This window comes from Shinella sp. NM-101 (genome assembly GCF_021401195.1).
In the GTDB taxonomy this organism is placed as follows: Bacteria; Pseudomonadota; Alphaproteobacteria; order Rhizobiales; family Rhizobiaceae; genus Shinella.
On the sequence record NZ_JACBFT010000006.1, the window covers coordinates 16,364 to 34,764 of the forward strand.

16 protein-coding genes are annotated in these 18,401 nt (G+C 66.7%); 1 reads left to right on the plus strand and 15 read right to left on the minus strand.

What is annotated here, in order from left to right; all coding sequences use genetic code 11:
- Positions 1–66 precede the first annotated feature (66 nt).
- From L0976_RS13100 to L0976_RS13170, 15 genes are all read right to left on the minus strand, one after another.
- Complete coding sequence (locus tag L0976_RS13100; protein WP_234187765.1) at positions 67–2,022, minus strand: FAD-dependent oxidoreductase; 1,956 nt, start codon at positions 2,020–2,022, stop codon at positions 67–69.
- A gap of 20 nt (positions 2,023–2,042) precedes the next feature.
- Positions 2,043–2,402: a cupin domain-containing protein gene (locus L0976_RS13105; RefSeq protein WP_234187766.1), complete on the minus strand. Its 360-nt coding sequence runs from the start codon at positions 2,400–2,402 to the stop codon at positions 2,043–2,045.
- Positions 2,403–2,422: 20 nt separating this feature from the next.
- The gene (locus L0976_RS13110; RefSeq protein WP_234187768.1) at positions 2,423–3,808 is read right to left on the minus strand and encodes an FAD-binding oxidoreductase; all 1,386 of its coding nucleotides are present in this window, start codon (positions 3,806–3,808) and stop codon (positions 2,423–2,425) included.
- Positions 3,809–3,823: 15 nt separating this feature from the next.
- Positions 3,824–4,939, minus strand: a complete 1,116-nt coding sequence (locus L0976_RS13115) for an ABC transporter ATP-binding protein (RefSeq protein ID WP_203315752.1) — start codon at positions 4,937–4,939, stop codon at positions 3,824–3,826.
- 2 nt (positions 4,940–4,941) lie between these two features.
- A complete protein-coding gene (locus L0976_RS13120; RefSeq protein ID WP_234187770.1) occupies positions 4,942–5,727 on the minus strand; it encodes an ABC transporter permease in 786 nt (261 codons plus the stop codon).
- Positions 5,728–5,730: 3 nt separating this feature from the next.
- A complete protein-coding gene (locus tag L0976_RS13125) occupies positions 5,731–6,633 on the minus strand; it encodes an ABC transporter permease (RefSeq protein ID WP_370643654.1) in 903 nt (300 codons plus the stop codon).
- Between the two features lie 61 nt (positions 6,634–6,694).
- The gene (locus L0976_RS13130; RefSeq protein WP_203315755.1) at positions 6,695–7,765 is read right to left on the minus strand and encodes an extracellular solute-binding protein; all 1,071 of its coding nucleotides are present in this window, start codon (positions 7,763–7,765) and stop codon (positions 6,695–6,697) included.
- 45 nt (positions 7,766–7,810) lie between these two features.
- Positions 7,811–8,428: a helix-turn-helix domain-containing protein gene (locus L0976_RS13135; protein WP_233290580.1), complete on the minus strand. Its 618-nt coding sequence runs from the start codon at positions 8,426–8,428 to the stop codon at positions 7,811–7,813.
- A gap of 142 nt (positions 8,429–8,570) precedes the next feature.
- Positions 8,571–9,617 (minus strand): ABC transporter ATP-binding protein, encoded by a 1,047-nt coding sequence (locus L0976_RS13140; RefSeq protein ID WP_234187771.1) that lies wholly within the window; start codon positions 9,615–9,617, stop codon positions 8,571–8,573.
- 12 nt (positions 9,618–9,629) lie between these two features.
- Entirely contained in the window at positions 9,630–11,345 is a 1,716-nt protein-coding gene (locus L0976_RS13145) for a glycoside hydrolase family 32 protein (RefSeq protein ID WP_234187773.1), read from the minus strand.
- Between the two features lie 2 nt (positions 11,346–11,347).
- Positions 11,348–12,241, minus strand: a complete 894-nt coding sequence (locus tag L0976_RS13150) for a carbohydrate ABC transporter permease (protein ID WP_203315759.1) — start codon at positions 12,239–12,241, stop codon at positions 11,348–11,350.
- Positions 12,234–13,160, minus strand: coding sequence for a carbohydrate ABC transporter permease (locus tag L0976_RS13155; RefSeq protein ID WP_203315760.1), 927 nt, complete (start codon positions 13,158–13,160; stop codon positions 12,234–12,236). Before L0976_RS13155 ends, L0976_RS13150 begins: the two co-directional genes overlap by 8 nt.
- A 68-nt stretch (positions 13,161–13,228) precedes the next feature.
- Positions 13,229–14,521 carry a sugar ABC transporter substrate-binding protein gene (locus L0976_RS13160; RefSeq protein ID WP_370643674.1) on the minus strand — a complete coding sequence of 431 codons (1,293 nt, stop codon included), beginning with the start codon at positions 14,519–14,521 and terminating at the stop codon, positions 13,229–13,231.
- Between the two features lie 52 nt (positions 14,522–14,573).
- A complete protein-coding gene (locus tag L0976_RS13165) occupies positions 14,574–15,572 on the minus strand; it encodes a LacI family DNA-binding transcriptional regulator (RefSeq protein WP_234187777.1) in 999 nt (332 codons plus the stop codon).
- Positions 15,573–15,696: 124 nt separating this feature from the next.
- On the minus strand, positions 15,697–17,022 hold the full coding sequence (locus tag L0976_RS13170; RefSeq protein ID WP_234187779.1) for an MFS transporter: 1,326 nt from the start codon (positions 17,020–17,022) through the stop codon (positions 15,697–15,699).
- A 312-nt stretch (positions 17,023–17,334) separates the two neighbouring features.
- Here L0976_RS13170 and cyoA point away from each other — a divergent pair, with 312 nt between their 5' ends.
- On the plus strand, positions 17,335–18,393 hold the full coding sequence (cyoA, locus tag L0976_RS13175; protein WP_370643656.1) for a ubiquinol oxidase subunit II: 1,059 nt from the start codon (positions 17,335–17,337) through the stop codon (positions 18,391–18,393).
- The last annotated feature ends 8 nt before the right edge of the window (positions 18,394–18,401 follow it).

Consider the following 18,401-nt stretch of genomic DNA (forward strand, 5'->3'; position numbering starts at 1 on the left):
GCCGCGCCTTGCGGATCATTCCGCCCGCCGTTGCAGAAAATGGAAGAATTGTTCCCGCCTCGCCTCTCAGAGCGAAGCGGCCACCTTCAGTCCCTCATAGACGGCCTCTTCCGCGGTGCGCGGCGCCAGGCTGTCGCCGATGACATGCACCTCCGGCACGAGGCCGCGGAGCATGTCGCTCAACGGATCCACCGGCTCGTGCCCGAGACAGAGCACCAGCGTCTCAACATCTTGGAAGAGGATGGGCTGCTCGCTCGCCGTGTGCTGCATGTAGACCGTGCCGCCGTCGCCGCCGTAAAGGCGGGCATAGGGGGTGACGCGCACGCCGATGCGGTGCAGCTCGGCCGCGATGTTGTCGCGAACATAGAGCGGCAGCAGTTCGCCGGGATGCGTTCCGTTGACGGCGAGGTCGACGCTGCAGCCCTCGTTCGTCAGGAGCTCGGCGATGCCGGGGCCGATCCAGTCGCAGCGCCAGTCGGCGACGACGACCCGGCCGCCGGTCCTGACCTCCTTGCGCAGCACCTGCCAGGCATCGACCACCTGGATGCTGTCGTCGATCGGGATCTCCGGCCGGTAGGGCCGCGCCCCGGTGGCAAGGATCACGGCGTCCGGCCGCTCCGCCTCGACGAGCGCGCGGTCGACGCGCACGCCGCGCTGCACGCGCACATTGGCGAGCTCGACCTCGCGGGAAAGGTTGGTGACGATGCCGCCGAACTCCGCGCGGCGGGGAAGCTGCTGCGCCAGCAGCGCCTGGCCGCCGAGCTGGCCGGCCGCCTCGTAGAGCGTCACCCTGTGGCCGCGCGCGGCGGCGACGGCCGCGGCCTTGAGGCCCGCCGTCCCGCCGCCGACGACCATGACGGATTTCGGCCGGATGGCCGGCGCCAGCGTGCCGAACCGCGTCTCGCGGCCGGTTTCCGGATGCTGGATGCAGGAAATCGGCACGCCGCGGTGGAAATGGCCGATGCAGGCCTGGTTGCAGGCGATGCAGGCGCGGATGTCGTCCGTGCGGCCTTCGTGCGCCTTGCCCGGCATGTCCGGGTCGCAGATCATCGCCCGCGTCATGCCGCAGACATCCGCCGCCCCGCTCGCGATGACCGCCTCGGCCTCCTGCGGCTGGTTGATGCGCCCGGTGACGAAGACGGGGATGGAAAGGTCCTTGCGGAACCGCGCCGCATCACCCGCAAGATAGGCGGCGCGATAGGCCATGGGCGGCACGATATGCACGGCGCCGCCGAGCGAGGCGGAGGTGCCCGTGGTGATGCTGACATAGTCGAGCATCGGCTCCAGCCGGCGACAGATCTCCAGCGCCTCGTCATCGGCAAGGCCCTGCTCGTCGCGCTCGCCGCTGCTGATGCGCATGCCGATGACGAAATCCTCCGACGTCGCCGCCCGCATCGCCGTGAGCGCTTCCGTCGCGAAACGCAGCCGGTTTTCCAGCGCGCCGCCGTAGTCGTCCGTGCGACGGTTGACGCGCGGGTTGAAGAACTGCGCCGGCAGGTAGCCGTGGCTCGCCACGAATTCCGCGCCGTCGACGCCGGCCGCATGCATGCGTCGGGCCGCGGCCGCATAGCCGGCGACGATCTCGTCGATCATGTCCCTGTCGAGCGCCCGCGGCATGACGCGGAAGCGCTCGTTCGGCGAGACGGACGGCGCATAGGCGACCGTCAGCAGGCCGTCGCCGCCCTCCATGATCTCGCGGCCGGGATGGAAGAGCTGCGAGAAGAGCGCGCAGCCCCCGGCGTGGCAGAGGTCCGCAAGGCGCCGGTAGCCCTCGATGCAGTCGTCGTCCGTCGCCATCAGCATGTGCGAGGTGTAGCGCGCCGTCTCGTGCACGCCCGCCACCTGGCTGACGATCAGCCCGACACCACCCTTCACGCGGGCGGCGTGGTAGGCGAGGAGCGCCTCGTTGACGAGCCCGTCCGTCGGCAACGTCGTGTCGTGGCCGCTCGACATGATCCGGTTCTTCAGCTCGACGCCGCGGATCTTCAAGGGCGTGAACAGGCTCGCAAAGGCGTCGGTCATCGAGGCTCCCTTCGTTCCGGTCACACGCCGCCGGCAACCATCGTGTAGATCTTGCGGGTCTGCTCGTGGATCGTCCATTCGCCGCGCCAACCGAGCGGCAGCACGAACATTTCGCCCGCGCCGATCTCCCGCGCGGACCCGTCGCCGTTGTGAAGGGTCACGCGGCCGGAAAGCAGGTGGCAGATCTCGGCATTGTCGCTGCGATCGGCGGTGAAGCGGCCGGGCGTGCATTCCCAGATGCCGGTCTCCATCCGGCCGTTCGGGCTCGACCAGAGCACGATCGCGGCCTCCTGCTGGTCGCCTTCGATGGAGGTCGGCTTCGGCGCGAAGGCGCCGATGTCGAGGCCGAGAAGGTCGCCGAAATTCTCGAAACTGATCATGGATATGTCCTTTGGGCGGCTCAGTGGCCGGTGATGGTGTCTGCGATGGCCGCGAGCTTCGATGTCTGCGGCAGGCCGGCGGATTCGCGCTCGTCGGCAATGCGGTAGAGCTGGTACATGGAGTGCACGCCGAGCCAGCGGAAGGGCTCCGGCTCCCACTTGCGCACCGTGCGGTTGACCCAGGGAAGGCCGGTCAGCTCCGTCTGGCGGTCCAGCACGAGGTCCGCCAGCGTCCGGCCGGCAAGGTTCGAGCTGGAGACGCCGAGGCCGACATAGCCGCCGGCCCAGCCGATGCCGGTGGAGCGGTCGAACCCGGCCGTCGTGCACCAGTCGCGCGGCACGCCGAGCACGCCGCACCAGGCATGGTCGATCTTCAGCGGCTTCGTCTGCGGCAGCAGGCGGGTCAGGATGGCGTGAAGGGCATCGATGGTCGCCTGCTGCGTCCGGCCGTTGACGTCGGTCTTCGAGCCGAACCGATAGGGCATGCCGCGACCGCCCATGGTGATGCGGCCCTCGCGGGTGCGCTGGGCGTAGCAATAGGCATGGGCGGCATCGCCCAGAAGCTCGTGGCCTTCCCAGCCGATCTCCTTCCAGAGGGCGTCCGGGACCGGTTCGGTGACGATCTGGGCGCTGTTGAGCGGCAGCCAGGTGCGCTCCTCGCCGGGAAAGCCGGCGGTGAAACCCTCCGTGGCGCGGATGACGACCGGCGCGCGCACGATGCCGCGATCGGTCGTCACGCGGCCCTTCTCGAAGCGTGTGACCGACGTTCCCTCGAAGATCGGCACGCCGAGGCCCTCGACCACCCGGGCAAGCCCGCGCACCAGCTTGGCCGGCTGCACGCGCGCCATGTCGCGGATGACGAAGGCGCCTTGAATGTCGGCGATGCGGATGCGCCTTTCGGCCGCCTCCGCCGACAGCATCTCGATCCGGGCGGCCGGCATCTCCCAGTCGAGATAGAACTGGTATTCCTCGCGGGCGCGGTCGAGCTGCGGCCGGTTGGTGGCGACGGTGATGTTGTCGGCGCGCAGGATGTCGGCGTCGATGCCCTCGGCCTCGGCGACGCGGATCACCTCGTCCACCGTGCCGGCCATGGCGCGCTGCATGTCGATGACCGCGCCGCGGGTGGAGGTCTTGAGGTATTTTTCGCGCGACCAGCCGAAGCCGCCCGAAAGCCAGCCGCCGTTGCGGCCGGAGGCGCCGAAGCCGGCGAATTCGCGCTCGACGACGACGACATTCAGCGAGGGATCGGCCTTTTTCAGGTAATAGGCGGTCCACAGGCCCGTGAAGCCCGCGCCGATGATGCAGACATCGGCCTCCCGGTCACCGGGAAGAGAGGCGCGCTGCTGCGGCAGGCCGCCGATGTCGGCGTACCAGAAGGAAATATTGCCGTTGGTCTTGACGTCCATGGGAGTGCTTTCGGATCAGGTCAGCGTCACGTCGGCGCTGGCATCGTCGGGAAGAAGGATGAGATCGGCTTGCGTGAAGACGATGTCCACCGCATCGCCGATGGCGAAATCGGCGGCGCCGAGCGGGCTGCGCACCACGGCGACCGTGCCGTCCTTCAGCTTCACCTCGTATTTCGAGCCGGAGCCGAGATAGATGGCCTCCGTGACCGTACCGGAAAGACGGTTCTCACCGGGAGCGGCGTCCGTGCCGGGTCGCTTCAGCGCCACGCGCTCGGGTCGCAGCAGGATGACGGGACGGGCGTCTCCCGCAAGGCGGCCATGGGCGACGACCCTCTCATCGCCGATCGTCATGACCGTGTCGTTGCCGGAGATTTCGGCGGCGCCGCGCAGGACCGTCGATTCGCCGATGAAGCGGCCGACGAAGAGCGTCGCAGGGTTGTCGTAGAGCTCGCGGCCCGTGCCGATCTGCTCGATGCGCCCGCCGTTGAAGACGGCGATGCGGTCGGAAAGCACCAGCGCCTCCTCCTGATCGTGGGTGACGTAGACGAAGGTGGTGCCGAGTTCGCGGTGGATGCGCTTGATCTCGAGCTGGAGCCATTCGCGCAGCTTCTTGTCGAGCGCGCCGAGCGGCTCGTCCATCAGCAGCAGCGGCGGATCGAAGACGAGCGCGCGGGCGAGCGCCACGCGCTGCTGCTGGCCGCCGGACAGTTCGCTCGGGTAGCGATGGGCGAAGTCGGCCATCTTCACCATGTCGAGCGCCCGCTTCACCCGCTGTTCGCGATCCTCGCCCCTGATGCCGCGCAGCGTCAGCGGATAGGCGACGTTCCGGCCCACCGTCATGTGCGGGAAGAGGGCATAGTGCTGGAAGACGACGCCGATATTGCGCTTGTGCGAGGGAAGGCCGGTGACGCTCTTTCCGCCGATCTCGAGCGTTCCGTCGCTGATGTCGGTGAAGCCGGCGATGAGGTTCAGCGTGGTGGTCTTGCCGGAGCCGGAGGGGCCGAGCAGCGTCATGAACTCGCCGGGGCGGATGTGGAGGTCGATCTCCTTCAGCGCCGTGAAGGCACCGTAGCGCTTGGAGGCCTTGCGGATCTCGATGGCGGCGCCGGCGGATCGTTGGGGTGCGTGCATGGTCATGTCCTTCCGCGGCGCATGCCGAAGAGCAGGCCGGCAATGATGATGAGCGACGTCGCCATGAACAGGAGCGTGCCGACGGCGGCGACGGTCGGATCGGCGTCGCGCGTGATCGACGTGTAGATCTGCACCGGCAGGGTCTTGAGGTAGGGGCTGGTGATGAACAGCGCGACGATGATCTCGTCGAACGAGGTGATGAAGGCGAAGAGCGCGCCGGAGAGAAGGCCCGGCAGGATCAGCGGCAGCGTCACCGTGCGGAACACCGTCAGCCGGCCGGCGCCCAGGCTGGACGCCGCGGTCTCCAGCCGGCGGTCGAAGACTTCGAGACTTGCCTGCACGGCGATCAGCACGAAGGGGATGGCGAGCATGGTGTGGGCCAGCACGAAGCCGGCGACGGTGCCGACGAGGTGCGTATCGAGGTAGACGGCATAGATGCCGATCGCCAGCACCACGCCCGGCACGACCATGGGCGTGATCAGGAGGGCACGCAGCAGACCGCCTGCGCGCGCGGCGGCCCGGGTGACGCCGAAGGCGGCGAGCGTGCCGACCACCGTCGCCACGACCGCGACGATGAGCGCGATGATCAGCGAGTTGGCGAAGCTCGTCGTCCAGTCCGGGTTGGTGAAGAAGTTCTCGTACCATTGCCAGGAGAAGCCGGTGGGCGGGAAGGCCAGCGACTTGTTGCCGTTGAACGACATCGGGATGACGACCAGTGTCGGGGCGAGCAGGAGAATGGCGACGAGCAGGCAGAAGAGGCCGAGAAGAACGCGCGGGAAGGAGGGCATCGCTCAGGCCTCCCTGCGCGTCGACGTATGCTTCTGGCGCATCAGCGGGGCGGCGATGGCCAGCAGCAGGAAGGTCGCGACGAGGAGCACCACGCCCATGGCGCCGCCGCGTCCCCAGTTGAGCAGGCTCAGCACCTGGTTCTGCACCAGCGAGGACAAGAGGATGCTGCGCGGGCCGCCGAGCAGGGCCGGCGTGATGTAGAAGCCGAGCGACAGGATGAAGACGATGATCGCGCCGGCATAGACGCCGGGCAGCGACAGCGGCACGTAAATCTGCAGGAAGGCGCGCCACGGCTTTGCGCCGAGGCTGCGCGCGGCCTGCAGGAGGCGCGTGTCGATGCCCCGCATGACGGAATAGATCGGCAGGATCATGAACGGCAGCAGCACCTGCGTCATGCCGATGACGACGCCGGGTAGCGTGCGGATGAGCTTGACCGGCGGCAGGCCGATGCCGCGCAGGAAGGAATTGATGACGCCGGAATCCTGCAGCAGGATGACCCAGGCGAGCGTGCGCACGACGCCGCTCAGCCAGAACGGCACGAGCACGCACAGGATGAGCGCGAGCCGGACGTTCCTGCCGACGATGGTCATGGCATAGGCATAGGGATAGGCGCAGACGAGGGACACGAGCGTCACCCAGGCCGCGACCACGAAGGTCCTTTGCAGCACCGTCCTGTTCACCGCCGACTGGAAGAACCAGACGTAGTTGTCGAGGCCGGGCGCCGGATCGGTGACGCTGCGCCACACGACGATCGCGAGCGGATAGGCGAGCACGGCCAGCAGCACCAGCACGGCGGGCGCCGCAAGCCACGCCGCGCCGCGGGGACGAAGGCGTGAAAGAAGGGCGGGCTGTTCGGATCCGGCGACGGGACCGGTCGGCGGGCCCTGGTCGGGCGTGGCGGTCAAGGGCATCTCCCGTGGTTCAGGGCAGGCCCGGCCGAAGCCGGGCCCGCGGGCGATCGAAGGCTCAGTTGCCGGAGAGGAGGGCGTTCCACTTCTCGGCGGCGAGGTCGAAGTTCTTCACCCAGAACGGAATGTTCTGCTGGTAGCCCTGGGCGATGCGCTCGGGCGTCGAGGTGAGGAAGGCTGCGGTGTTGTCGTCCACGTCCGGCTTGGCGTCCATGTTGATGGGCGTATAGGAGGTCTTCTCGGTCAGGATCTCCTGCGAGCGCTTGCCGAGATAGGCGTTGAGCAGCGCATAGGCGGCATCGGTGTCCTTGACGCCGACCGGAATGGTCATCTGGTCCATGACGACCAGCCAGTCCTGCCAGACGGGCGTGTACTGGGCGCCGTTCTTCACGGCGGTCATCGCGCGGCCGGTCCACATCATGATCATGTCGGCCTCGCCGGATTCTGCGAGCTGCTGGGATTCGGCGCCCGTCTTCCAGTAGATCGTGTCGGGGCCGAGATCGCGCAGCTTCTGGATGCCCTTCTCGATGTCGTCCGGCGTCATCGCCTTCGGATCGCCGCCGGTCGCCCTGAACGCCTGCTCGATCAGGCCGCCCGTCGGGTCGCCGCTGCCGTCGATGGCGCGGGTGCCGGGGAACTTCTCGGTGTCGAAGAAGTCCACCCAGTTCTTCGGCGGATTGTCCTTGTAGGTCTCGTTCTTGTACATGAGGACGACGCCGTAGTTCATCGCCGGAACGGAGCATTCGCCGACCTGGCCCGGCGGGATCTTCGAGACGTCGAGCCTGGACAGGTCGAGCTTCTGGAACAGCGTGCCGCAATGGACGTAGGGCGGCAGGTCGGCGGTGTCGACCACATCCCAGGTGACGTTGCCGGCATCGACCTGCGCCTTCAGCTTGGCGATTTCCGTCGGGCCGTCGTTGAGCAGGGTCACGCCGGATTTTTCGACGAATTCCTGGAGCGCGGCCACCTGGCCGTCCTGGTAGATGCCGCCGTAGGAGACGAAGGTCAGCGTCTTGCCCTTGAGCGAGCCTTCCTTCACCTCGCCGGCGACCGGCTTTTCCTGTGCGAGCGCCGGCAACGCCAGGGCGCACGTCATCGTCAGGGCAAAAGCCCTCGCAATTTTCATCATCGTTGATACTCCCAGTAGCGCTCGCCTCAGTTGTTCCTGCCGCAGCTACGAGCCCGGCCGTGGCAGGTATTGGTCGAGATCGGCCGCCATGCTTGTCGGCGGTGCGATCATCCAGACGACTTCGGCCGGTTCCGTGCCGATGTTTTCGGTCTTGTGCGGAACCGAGCTTGGATATTCGATGCTGTCGCCGGCCGACAGCACATGGCGCTCGTCGCCGAGGGTGAGTTCCACCTTGCCCCGGATGACGAAGAAGAGCTCGTGCGAATCCCCGTGGCTGTAGGGCTTCTCACCCGTCGAGCCGCCGGGGTCGAACTCGCCGATATAGACTTCCATGTCGCGGATCGGGCGCCGTGACAGGAGCATTTTCCGGTAGCCTTCGGCCGGCGGAAGGGCAGGGCGCTCCGCCTTGCGCATGACGCGGCCGACAGGCGGCGGGGTGTCCTCGAAAAGGTCCGTGAGGCTGATGCCGAGTGCCTCGGCGATGCGCATCAACGTGCTGATATTGACGCCGCTGAGACCGCGCTCGAGCTGGCTCAGGAAGCTTGCCGTGGTGCCGGTGGCGTCGCCGAGCGCCCGGAGCGACATGCGGCGCGCGGTGCGGAAGGACTTCACCTTCTCCCCGACGGCCCCCTGTTTGCCTGACACGGCGACGAAATCATCCATGGTGCGCTCCTCACTTAACAACATATTAAGTGACGGGCGGATTAGCAACACCGAAATTGGCGGCGATGCGTTTTTGTTTCCGCCGCAAAAGACCGAACCGCGCCCGGGAGACGGACGCGGTTCGGCGGGAGGCGCCTCGGGCTCAATTGAGCCTGATGCCCTCGGCGGAGAAGAGATGAATCTTCTCGTGCTTCGGCGCGAGATGGACCGCCTGGTCGGGTCTGAGGTCCACCCGGCGGTGCAGCACGACGACCGCGGTCTGCGTGCCGACGCGTACCGAAAGATGGGTTTCCGCACCGGTCGGCTCGACCGTCAGCACCGTCGCCGGAATGCCCGTATTGGCAAGGTCGAGGTCTTCCGGGCGGATGCCGTAGGTGCGTGCTTCGCCCCGGCCGGTGTCTGCCGGAAGGGGAAGCGAGACGCCGCCCTCGATGCGAAACCCGCCGTCGGCGGCCGTACCTTCGAACAGGTTCATCGACGGGGAGCCGATGAAGGTGGCGACGAAGGTGTTGTCCGGGCGGTCGTAGAGGTCGAGCGGCTTGCCGATCTGCTCGATCCGGCCGGCGCGCATGACGACGATCTTGTCGGCCATGGTCATCGCCTCGATCTGGTCGTGCGTGACGTAGACGATGGTGGTGCCGAGCCGCTGGTGCAGTTCCTTGATCTCGCTGCGCATGGTCACGCGCAGCTTGGCGTCGAGGTTGGAAAGCGGCTCGTCGAAGAGGAACACCTTCGGATGGCGCACGATCGCCCGGCCCATCGCGACGCGCTGGCGCTGGCCGCCGGAGAGCTGCTTGGGGAGGCGGTCGAGCAGCGGTTCGAGGGCGAGGATGCCCGCCGCCTCGTCGACCAGCCTGCCGATGGTGGCCTTGTCGCGGCCCTGGAGCTTGAGGGCGAAGCCCATGTTCTCCCTGACCGTCATGTGCGGGTAGAGCGCGTAGCTCTGGAACACCATGGCGATGTCGCGCTCCTTCGGCGCCGCCTCGTTGACGGTGCGCCCGTCGATGCGGATTTCGCCGCCGCTGATGTCCTCCAGCCCCGCCAGCATGCGCAGGAGCGTGGACTTGCCGCAGCCGGACGGCCCGACGAGCGTCACGAACTCGCCGTCCTCTATGTCCACGGAAACGTCGTGGATGACGGATGCCGCGCCGTATTGCTTGCGTACCTGATCGATCGCCACTGATGCCATGTCATGTCCTCCTCAAAGCTTGAGCTGCCAGATGCAGGCGGCAGCGACGGCCCCGGCCGGTGCCGTCAGTGTCGCCGAGCGCGCGCTGGAAAAGCCCGGGATGCGCTTGGTGCCCGTCCAGCGGCCGTTGTCTGCGAAAACCTCGATGGAACCGGCGTCGAGGAAGACGCGCAGGCTGGACGGACGCGCGCCGGGTGCGAGATAGCGCGGCGGCGTCTTGCCGGTGCCGGCGTCGAAGACGATGGCCAGTCCGTCGCCGTCGACCCGCACGCCGAGCCTGACGTCCGGATGGTCGAAGGCAAGGTCGAAGGCGGCGCCCGCCTGGCAGAGGTCGAGCACGATCTCGACGGCGCCGTTGCCGAGCGCCACGGTGTTGCCGGCGGCGAGCGCCGCGCTGTCGATGAGCGTGTGGCGCAGGCTTTCGGCGGCCGTGGCGGGCGGCGTCAGCACGGTGTCGCCTTCCAGCAGCACCCGGCGCGGCAGGGTCATGGCCGTCGGGAAATCGTCCTTGCGGGTGAAGTCCGTCCAGTTGGCGAGCCATGCGATGCCGACCGGCTCTCCGTCATCGACGAAGGCCTGGAAGGCATAGGCGTCGGAGCCGAAGTCCAGCTCCTGCTCGAAATCCGCCGTGAACGTGCGGCCGTCGAAGCGGCCGACGGTGACGGAGGTGAGGTTGCGGCGGCCGGTCGCCGGGTCGCGGCTCGTCAGCAGGCCGAAGATCAGCGCCCAGCGGGTTTGCGGATCGCCCGCCCTGCCGCCGACCGGCACCATGCACGGGCATTCCGCCGCCGTCATGCCGAAGCCGTCCTCGCGGTGGATGATGCCGATGAAGGTCCAGCCATCCGCACCATCGGCGGCGGCGGTTTCGTAGAGCAGCACCACGCCGCCCGTCCTGTCGCGGCTGCCGAGCAGCATCTTCCAGAGGCCGTCCGGCCCCCTGAAGACGTAGGGGTCGCGGAAGTCCGTGGTGAGATCAAGGCCTTCGGGGCGCAGCGGAAGCACGATTTCCGAAGGACCGGCGGCGATGCCGTCGCGGCTGACGGCGGAAAGCTGGATCTGCTCCTCCGGCTGCCGGTCGCGGACGTGCTCGGTATAGAAGACGCGGATCTCCTCGCCTTCCGGTCCGGCAACGGGAATGGCCGAGCCGGAGAAGGCGCCGCCGCGGCCGTCGTCGCTTGCCGAAAGGTGATCGGCCGGAAAGAGGAACATCGGCAGATGCGTCCAGCGGATGAAGTCCTTCGAGACGGCATGGCCCCAGTGCATCGTGTTCCAGCGCGGGCTGTGCGGATAATGCTGGTAGAAAAGATGGACGCGGCCGGTGAAACGGCCGAAGCCGTTCGGATCGTTCATCCAGCCGAAGGGCGGGCGGAAGTGGTAGCTTGACGGCACGTCGGGCGCCGCGGTGCGGGGATCGCTGTGCAGGACGCGAATGCCCTCTTCGAGAACGCTTGCCGGATGGAAGGCATAGGCGACGGAGAGCGTCGTCGTGGCGTCGTCGTAGGATAGGGTGGTGTGGCCGCCGGCCGCGAGCGTGACGGCGAGGAACTCGAACTCCTCCGTCCGGCTGATGGCGGGTTCGCCGATCTCGCTGCCGTCGACGGCGATCAGCAGCCTTGCGGGCTCGCCCGCCGCCCGGGCCTTCAGCCAGAGATGCAGCACGGTGCCTGCCGGAAGATCGGCCCGGATGGTTTCGGGCACGGGCGCCACGGATTTTGCCTGTAGTGTCATAGTCAACCTTTCACGGCGGAGCCGACGAACGAACTTACGAACCAGCGCTGGAAGGCGAGGTAGAGGATGAGGACGGGGATCATCATCAGGACGGAGGCCGCCATGGCGCGGTCCCAGTAGATGCTGTCCTGCCCGAAGAAGGTGGCGATGGCGACGGCGATCGGCCTTGCATAGTCGGTCTGGGTGACGAGCGTCGGCCAGAGATACTGGTTCCAGCTCTCGATGCCCATGAGGATCGAGACCGTGGCGAGTGCCGGCAGGCTGAGCGGCATGTAGATCGACCGGTAGATGCGGAAGGCCGAGGCCCCGTCCATTTCCGCCGCCTCGTAGAGTTCCTTCGGCAGTTGCGCGAAGAACTGGTAGAAGAGGAAGACATAGAGCGGGCTTGCCGCCCAGGGCAGGATCTGCACGGCGAAGGTATCGGTCAGCCCCGCCCGCGACATCATCACGACGAGCGGCATGATGATGCTTTCCTGCGGGATGACGTAGAGCGCGACGACGAGGGCGAGCAGGATCGCCTTGCCGCGCAGCGACCCCCAGGCCAGGACGAAGCCTGCCATGGAGTTGACGATGAGGCCCGAAACGACGGTGGCGACGAGGATCACCAGCGAGTTGAAGAGATAGCGCCCATAGGCGAGCTCCCCGGAGAAATTGGCGATCTCCCGGTAGTTGGAGAGCGTCGGCTCGCTCACCCAGAAGGCCCGGAAGCTGCCCATGTCGGCAAGGATGCGGAAGCGGTCGTCCTTGAGGCTGGCGATCAGCAGCATGAAGAGCGGCGAGATCATCACCAGTGCGATGACGAAGATGCAGGCGGTCTGCACGATGCGCAGGCCCGTCTTGCCGTTGCCCCTCGATTTTGCCAGCGGGGCGGCCTGGGTCAGTACGAGATCAGACATCGAAGCGCCTCAGGAGTTTACGCTGGAGCAGCGCGATCAGAAGAACGATGACGAAGAGGATGACGGAGACGGCTGAAGCGTAGCCGAGCTTCTGCTCCTCGAAGCCGGCGCGCACCATGTAATGCACCACGGTTTCCGTGCTTTCCCGCGGGCCGCCCTGGGTGAGGATCGCGACCTGCGTATAGAGCTTGAAGGCCTGGATCGTCGTGATGACCAGAACGAAGACATGGGTGGGCCGCAGGCCCGGCATGGTGACGTGCCAGAAGCGGCGCAGCGCGCTCGCACCGTCGATGCGGGCCGCATCGTAGAGCTCTTCCGGAATGCCCTGGAGCCCGGCGAGGTAGATGATCATCTGGAAGCCGTAGGCCTGCCAGGCGGAAAGCAGTACGATGGAGAACATCGCCCAGTCCGGATCGCCGAGCCAGTCGATCGGCTGGATCGTGCCGCCGGAGAGGAAGCCGACGATCTGGTTGAGCGGGCCGCTCGGATACTGGAACAGCGTGCCCCAGATCACGCAGACCACCACCATGGAGGTGATCGCCGGCAGGAAGAACATGCCGCGCAGAAGGTTGCGCATGGGCAGCTTCTGATGCAGCAGCAACGCGGTCAGGAAGGCGAGGCCGCACTGGACGGGCAGCACCCAGATGGTGAACCGCGTGACGTTCCACAGCGATGTCCAGAACAGCGGATCGCTGAAGACGCGCTGGAAATTCAGCAGGCCGACGAAGCGCACCGGCGTCGGGCGCGGCACGAGGGGCTGGTTGGTCATCGCCGTCCAGAAGGACAGGAGGAACGGCGTGATCAGGAAGGTCGCCAGCAGAAGCACGGCGGGCGCGATCATCGCGACCTCCTGCCAGAAGCGCTGCCGGTCGCGCCGGCCGGCGCGCGGGCGCGGCATGGTCGTCTGTTGCAAGGTCATGGTCTCCTCCTCATCGGTCATCCTCCCGGGGGCGGGGCCGGCCGCAGGGCCGGCCCCGCGCAAGCGCCTTACTGCTGCGCGTCGAAGGGCGGGTAGCCGGCGTTGTCCTCGATGTCCTCGTCGATCTTCCTGGCCGCGGACGTGAGGGCTTCCTGCGGATCGCCGCCGTTGAAGATCTTGTCGACCGCCTGCATGAAGGCCGAGGTGATCGTCGGATAGGCCGGGTGCGGCGGACGGGCGACGGCCGTCTTGGAGGCCTGTTCGAAGGCAATGGCGAGCGGGCCGCCTTCCGCATAGAGCGGGGATTCGGCGGCGAAGCTCTTCAGGCCCGGATAGGCCGACTGGGACCTGGCGTAGTCGCGATAGTCCTTGTCCTTCAGCATGAAGCTCAGGAACTTGCCGGCTGCCTCCGGATTTTCCGAAGTCGCGGAGATGCCCCAGATCCAGGTGCCGTTCGGGCTGACGCCCTTCTCGCCGATCTTCGGCAGCGGCATGACGACGATGTCGTCCTTCATCGCCGCGGCGGCTTCCGCATAGAACCAGTGGCCGCCCATGGCGAGCGCGGCCGGCTGGCCCTCGGCATAGAACTGGTTGGTGCCGGACGAGGTCGGCACGACCCAGCCGTTCTTGACCCAGGTCTGCATCATGGTCAGCGCCTTGACGCAGGCCTCGCCGTCGAGCGTGCCGCCGGCCGTCCAGGTCGTGCGGTCGATGAGATCGCAGCCGGCGCTTTCCAGAAGCGGGCCATAGGCATAGGTGATCCACTCCGTCTTGATGCCGTAGCCGCGGAACGTGTCGATCGGCCACTTCACGCCCTCGAGCTTGGAGAGCTTTTCGAGATAGCCTTCGAATTCCTCGCGGGTCCAGGCATCGTCGACGGACTTCGGAATGCGCGCCCCGATGGCCTCCAGATATTTCCTGTTTCCGTAGAGCACGACCGAGGAGTCGGTGAGGCCGATCGCGTAAAGCTCCTTGTCGATCGGGTAGGTGCCCTGGGAGATGTTCGAATCCGTCATGTCGTCGAGCAGGTCCTGGTCGAGCAGCGGCTTGACCGCCTGCAGGTAGCCGGACCAGACGTAGTTCGCCAGGAACGGCGCATCGAGCTCCATGACATCAGGCAGTTGCTTTGCCATGACGGCGGCGCTGAACTTCTCGTTATAGGCATCGTGCGGTGCGTAGATCAGCTCGATGTCGATGTCGGGATTGGCCGCCTCGAAGCGCTTGGCGACGTCGCCATAGGCCTTCACCCAGCCCGGATCGCCCTGATGCATGACGTGGATGACGGTCTTCGCCTCGGCGAGGCCGGCCGTCGCCGCGAGGGCGGCGGAGGCGAAAAGGATGGAAAGTAAACGATTACCCAAATGCGCAGTCATGATGGTCTCCTCCTGTTGAATGCGATCGTAACCCGGAATTTCAGACGGATGCCCGTTCGACCAGATGGAACGGCAGTTTCCGCAGATGCGGCGGTTCAGGCTGCTCCGCCAGGAGGATTTCCATGGCGAGGCGGCCCATGGCGCGGTGCGGCAGGGCCATGGTGGTCAATGGCGGGTCCAGCCGCGAGGCGAGCTCGACCTGGTTGTCGAAGCTCGCCACCGCGATGTCGTGCGGTATGCGAAGGCCGGCGCGGGCAAGCGCCGCATAGACTTCCATCGCCACGCGGTCGTTGCCGCACAGGATGGCGTCCGGCCGTTCGCCGGACTTGAGCAGCGCGTCCATGTGGACCGGCACCAGGCTGGGCGCCCGGTCGCTGTAGACGCTGCGGCGCACGGCGGGGAACACGCCGAGCGGTGCGACGCCGGCTTCGGCGAGCGCGGCGTGGAAGCCTTTCTCGCGAAGCGTGCCGGCGAGAATGCCGGGCAGGTTGATGAAGGCGATGCGGCGGCGCCCGGCCGCGAGCAGATGGCGCACGATCTCGCGCGCGCCGCCCTCTTCGTCCGGCACCAGCGAGGTCACGCGTCCCGTGGCCTCCCGGCAATTGATCATGACGCCGAGGGCGCCGGCGAGCTTGTCCGGCAGGGCGACGTTCTTGTGGAACATCGCCGCATAGGCGACGGCGCGCGGCCGGAACTGCTGCACTTCGCCGAGAACGGCGTCGATCTCCCGCCCGCCGCCGTGGTTGATGGCGAAGACGGCCATGCCGGCGCTGCGCGCGGCCCCGTCCAGTCCGCGCACGATTTCGGTCGCGAAGGGCGAGGTGATGAGGCCGTCGGAGATGACGCCGACCAGCGGCAGCCAGCCCTGGCGCACGCCGCGCGCGGCAAGGTTGGTCACGTAGCCGAGTTCGTCGGCGATGGCCTTGATCTTCTGCCGCGTGTCGTCCGACATGCGGGCGGAGCCGCCGTGTAACGCGCCTGAGACCGTCTTCACCGAGACGCCCGCACGTTCCGCTATGTCAGAGAGCGATACCGCCACGATCTTGCCACCTCTCCCATGGGTTATCGATTACCCAATAACCCCGGGACTTTTGTCTGTCAAGGGCTTTCGGCGGAAGCGTAGGGGAGCCGGTCGCTTGTCGGCGACCGGCAGGGATGGGCGCCTAGTGCTGGTCGAGGACGCGGGTGAGGCTGAGGGCGGCGATGGTGCAGATCGCGCCGGAGATCAGGTAGCCGCCGATGAAGATGATGCCGAAGCTGGAGGCAAGGCCCAGCGCCACGAGCGGCGCGAAGGCGGCCCCGATCAGCCAGGCGAGGTCCGAGGTGAGCGCCGCGCCGGTATAGCGGTAGTACTGCGTGAAGCGCGAGGAGACGGCGCCGGAGGACTGGCCGAAGGAGAGGCCGAGGATGAAGAAGCCGATGAGGATGTAGGCATCCTGTCCCTTGCCGCCGGCATCGAGCAGGAACGGCGCGGAGAAGGAGAAGATGGCGATCAGGATCGCGGCGACCATGAGCTGGTTGCGACGGCCGATCCTGTCGGCGATCAGGCCGGAGAGCACGATGCCGATGGCGCCGACCGCGGCGCCGGCGACCTGGACCCACAGGAATTCCGCCGCCGACTGGCCGCCCGTGAGCGTGACCCAGCTCAAGGGGAAGATCGTCACGAGGTGGAACATCGCGAAGCTGGCGAGCGGCACGAAGGCGCCGAGCACCACGTCGATGGCATGCTTGCTCAGCATCTCGAAGATCGGCCGCGCCTGCAGCTCCTGCGCCTCCATGGCCGCGCCGAACTCCTTGCTGGCGACGATGCGCAGGCGCGCGAAGAGCGCAACCACGTTGATCGCGAAGGCGACGAAGAAGGGATAGCGCCAGCCCCAGGCGAGGAAGTCCGCCTCCGAGAGATTGCTGACGAAGTAGCCGAAGAGGACGCTGGCCAGCGCAAAGCCGATGGGCGCGCCGAGCTGCGGGATCATCGCGTACCAGCCGCGTTGGTTGGCGGGGGCGCTGAGGTTGAGCAGCGAGGCAAGGCCATCCCAGGCGCCGCCGAGCGCGAAGCCCTGGCCGAGCCGGAAGAGCGCGAGGAGGGCCACCGCCCAGTAGCCGAGCGTATCGTATCCCGGCAGGAAGGCGATGGAGGCCGTCGAGCCGCCGAGGATCACCAGGGCGATCGTGAGCTTCGTGCCGCGCCCGTAGTTGCGGTCGATCCACATGAAGACGAAGGAGCCGACCGGGCGGGCGAGGAAGGCCAGCGGAAACAGCGCGAAGGCCATCAGCGTCGCCGCCACCGCATTGGGCGCGAAGGGGAAGATGAGCTTCGGGAAGACGAGGATGGAGCCGAGGCCGTAGACGAAGAAGTCGAAGAATTCCGACGTGCGGCCGATCACCACGCCGATGGCGACGCTGCCCGGCGAGAGCGGCTTGTCGTCCTGGTGCATGCGGCGGGCATCCCGCTCCATGCCGGACGAGGTGGGATTGATGGCCGAACTCATGAACGCCTCCGTGCGGATCAGGGTCATGTCACTAGAATGTTGATCAATCGGCGCCCAAGATCAAGGACCGGCGGGCAATGCGTCTTATGGCGCGGAAATTGACAACAGGCATTTCTATTGCGCTAGTACAAACGCGCATCGACAGAAAGCCCCTGATTGATTACCGTGCTGCGACAGAATGCTGCGCTGCGACGATGGACCTCATTTCCAACCCCGACCGCGTCCGATTATTGCCGACTAGACAGAACGCAAGTTGAGGCCGAAATGCCGAAGCAATTCAGTTTAGCCCGACACTCGATCATTCTAGCCCCCATGCTGGCCATCCTTTCGGGATGCAATATGGTCGTGATGTCCCCCTCCGGCGATATCGCCACGCAGCAGCGGGACCTCATCGTCATCTCGACGATCCTGATGCTGCTGATCATCGTCCCGGTGATCTTTCTGACGCTGTTCTTCGCCTGGCGCTACCGCCAGTCCAACACGGCGGCAAAGTACGATCCCGAATGGCACCACTCCACCGGCCTAGAGGTCATCATCTGGTCGGCCCCGCTCGCCATCATCATCGCGCTCGGGGCGATCACCTGGGTCAGCACCCACAAGCTCGATCCCTACCGCCCGCTCGACCGGATCGATGCCGCCCGGCCGGTTTCCGAGGAGACGAAGCCGATCACCGTCGAGGTGGTGGCGCTCGACTGGAAGTGGCTGTTCTTCTATCCGGACTACGGCATCGCCACGGTCAACGAGATGGCCGCGCCCGTCGACGTGCCGATCAACTTCAAGCTCACCGCCTCCTCGGTGATGAACTCCTTCTACGTCCCCGCGCTCGCCGGCATGATCTACACGATGCCGGGCATGGAGACCAAGCTGCACGCCGTCATTAACAAGGCCGGCGAATACGAGGGCCTTTCCTCGAACTACAGTGGCGACGGCTTCTCGCACATGCGCTTCAAGTTCCACGGGGTGGACCAGGCCGGCTTCGACGCCTGGGTCGCGCAGGTGAAGCAGAACGGCACGGCGCTCAACCGCGACGCCTATCTCAAGCTGGAAAAGCCGAGCGTCAAGGAGCCGGTGCGCTACTACGCCTCCGTCGATAACGGCCTCTACGACGCCGTGCTCAACATGTGCGTGCGCGAGGGCCAGATGTGCATGAAGGACATGATGCACATCGACATGATGGGCGGCGCGGGCAAGGAGAGCCAGGAGAACAAGGCGAAGCTCCAGCACGACAACCGCCATGCCGCGGACGAGGCCCCCGCCGCCACATTCCCGGAAACCGGCAATCCCGCGCGCAGCGAAGAACCGGCCGAGGGCGTCGAGGACCGGCAGGAGGAGCCGGCCGCGACGGACCACGACGCGCATCAGGCGCACTAGATCCCATC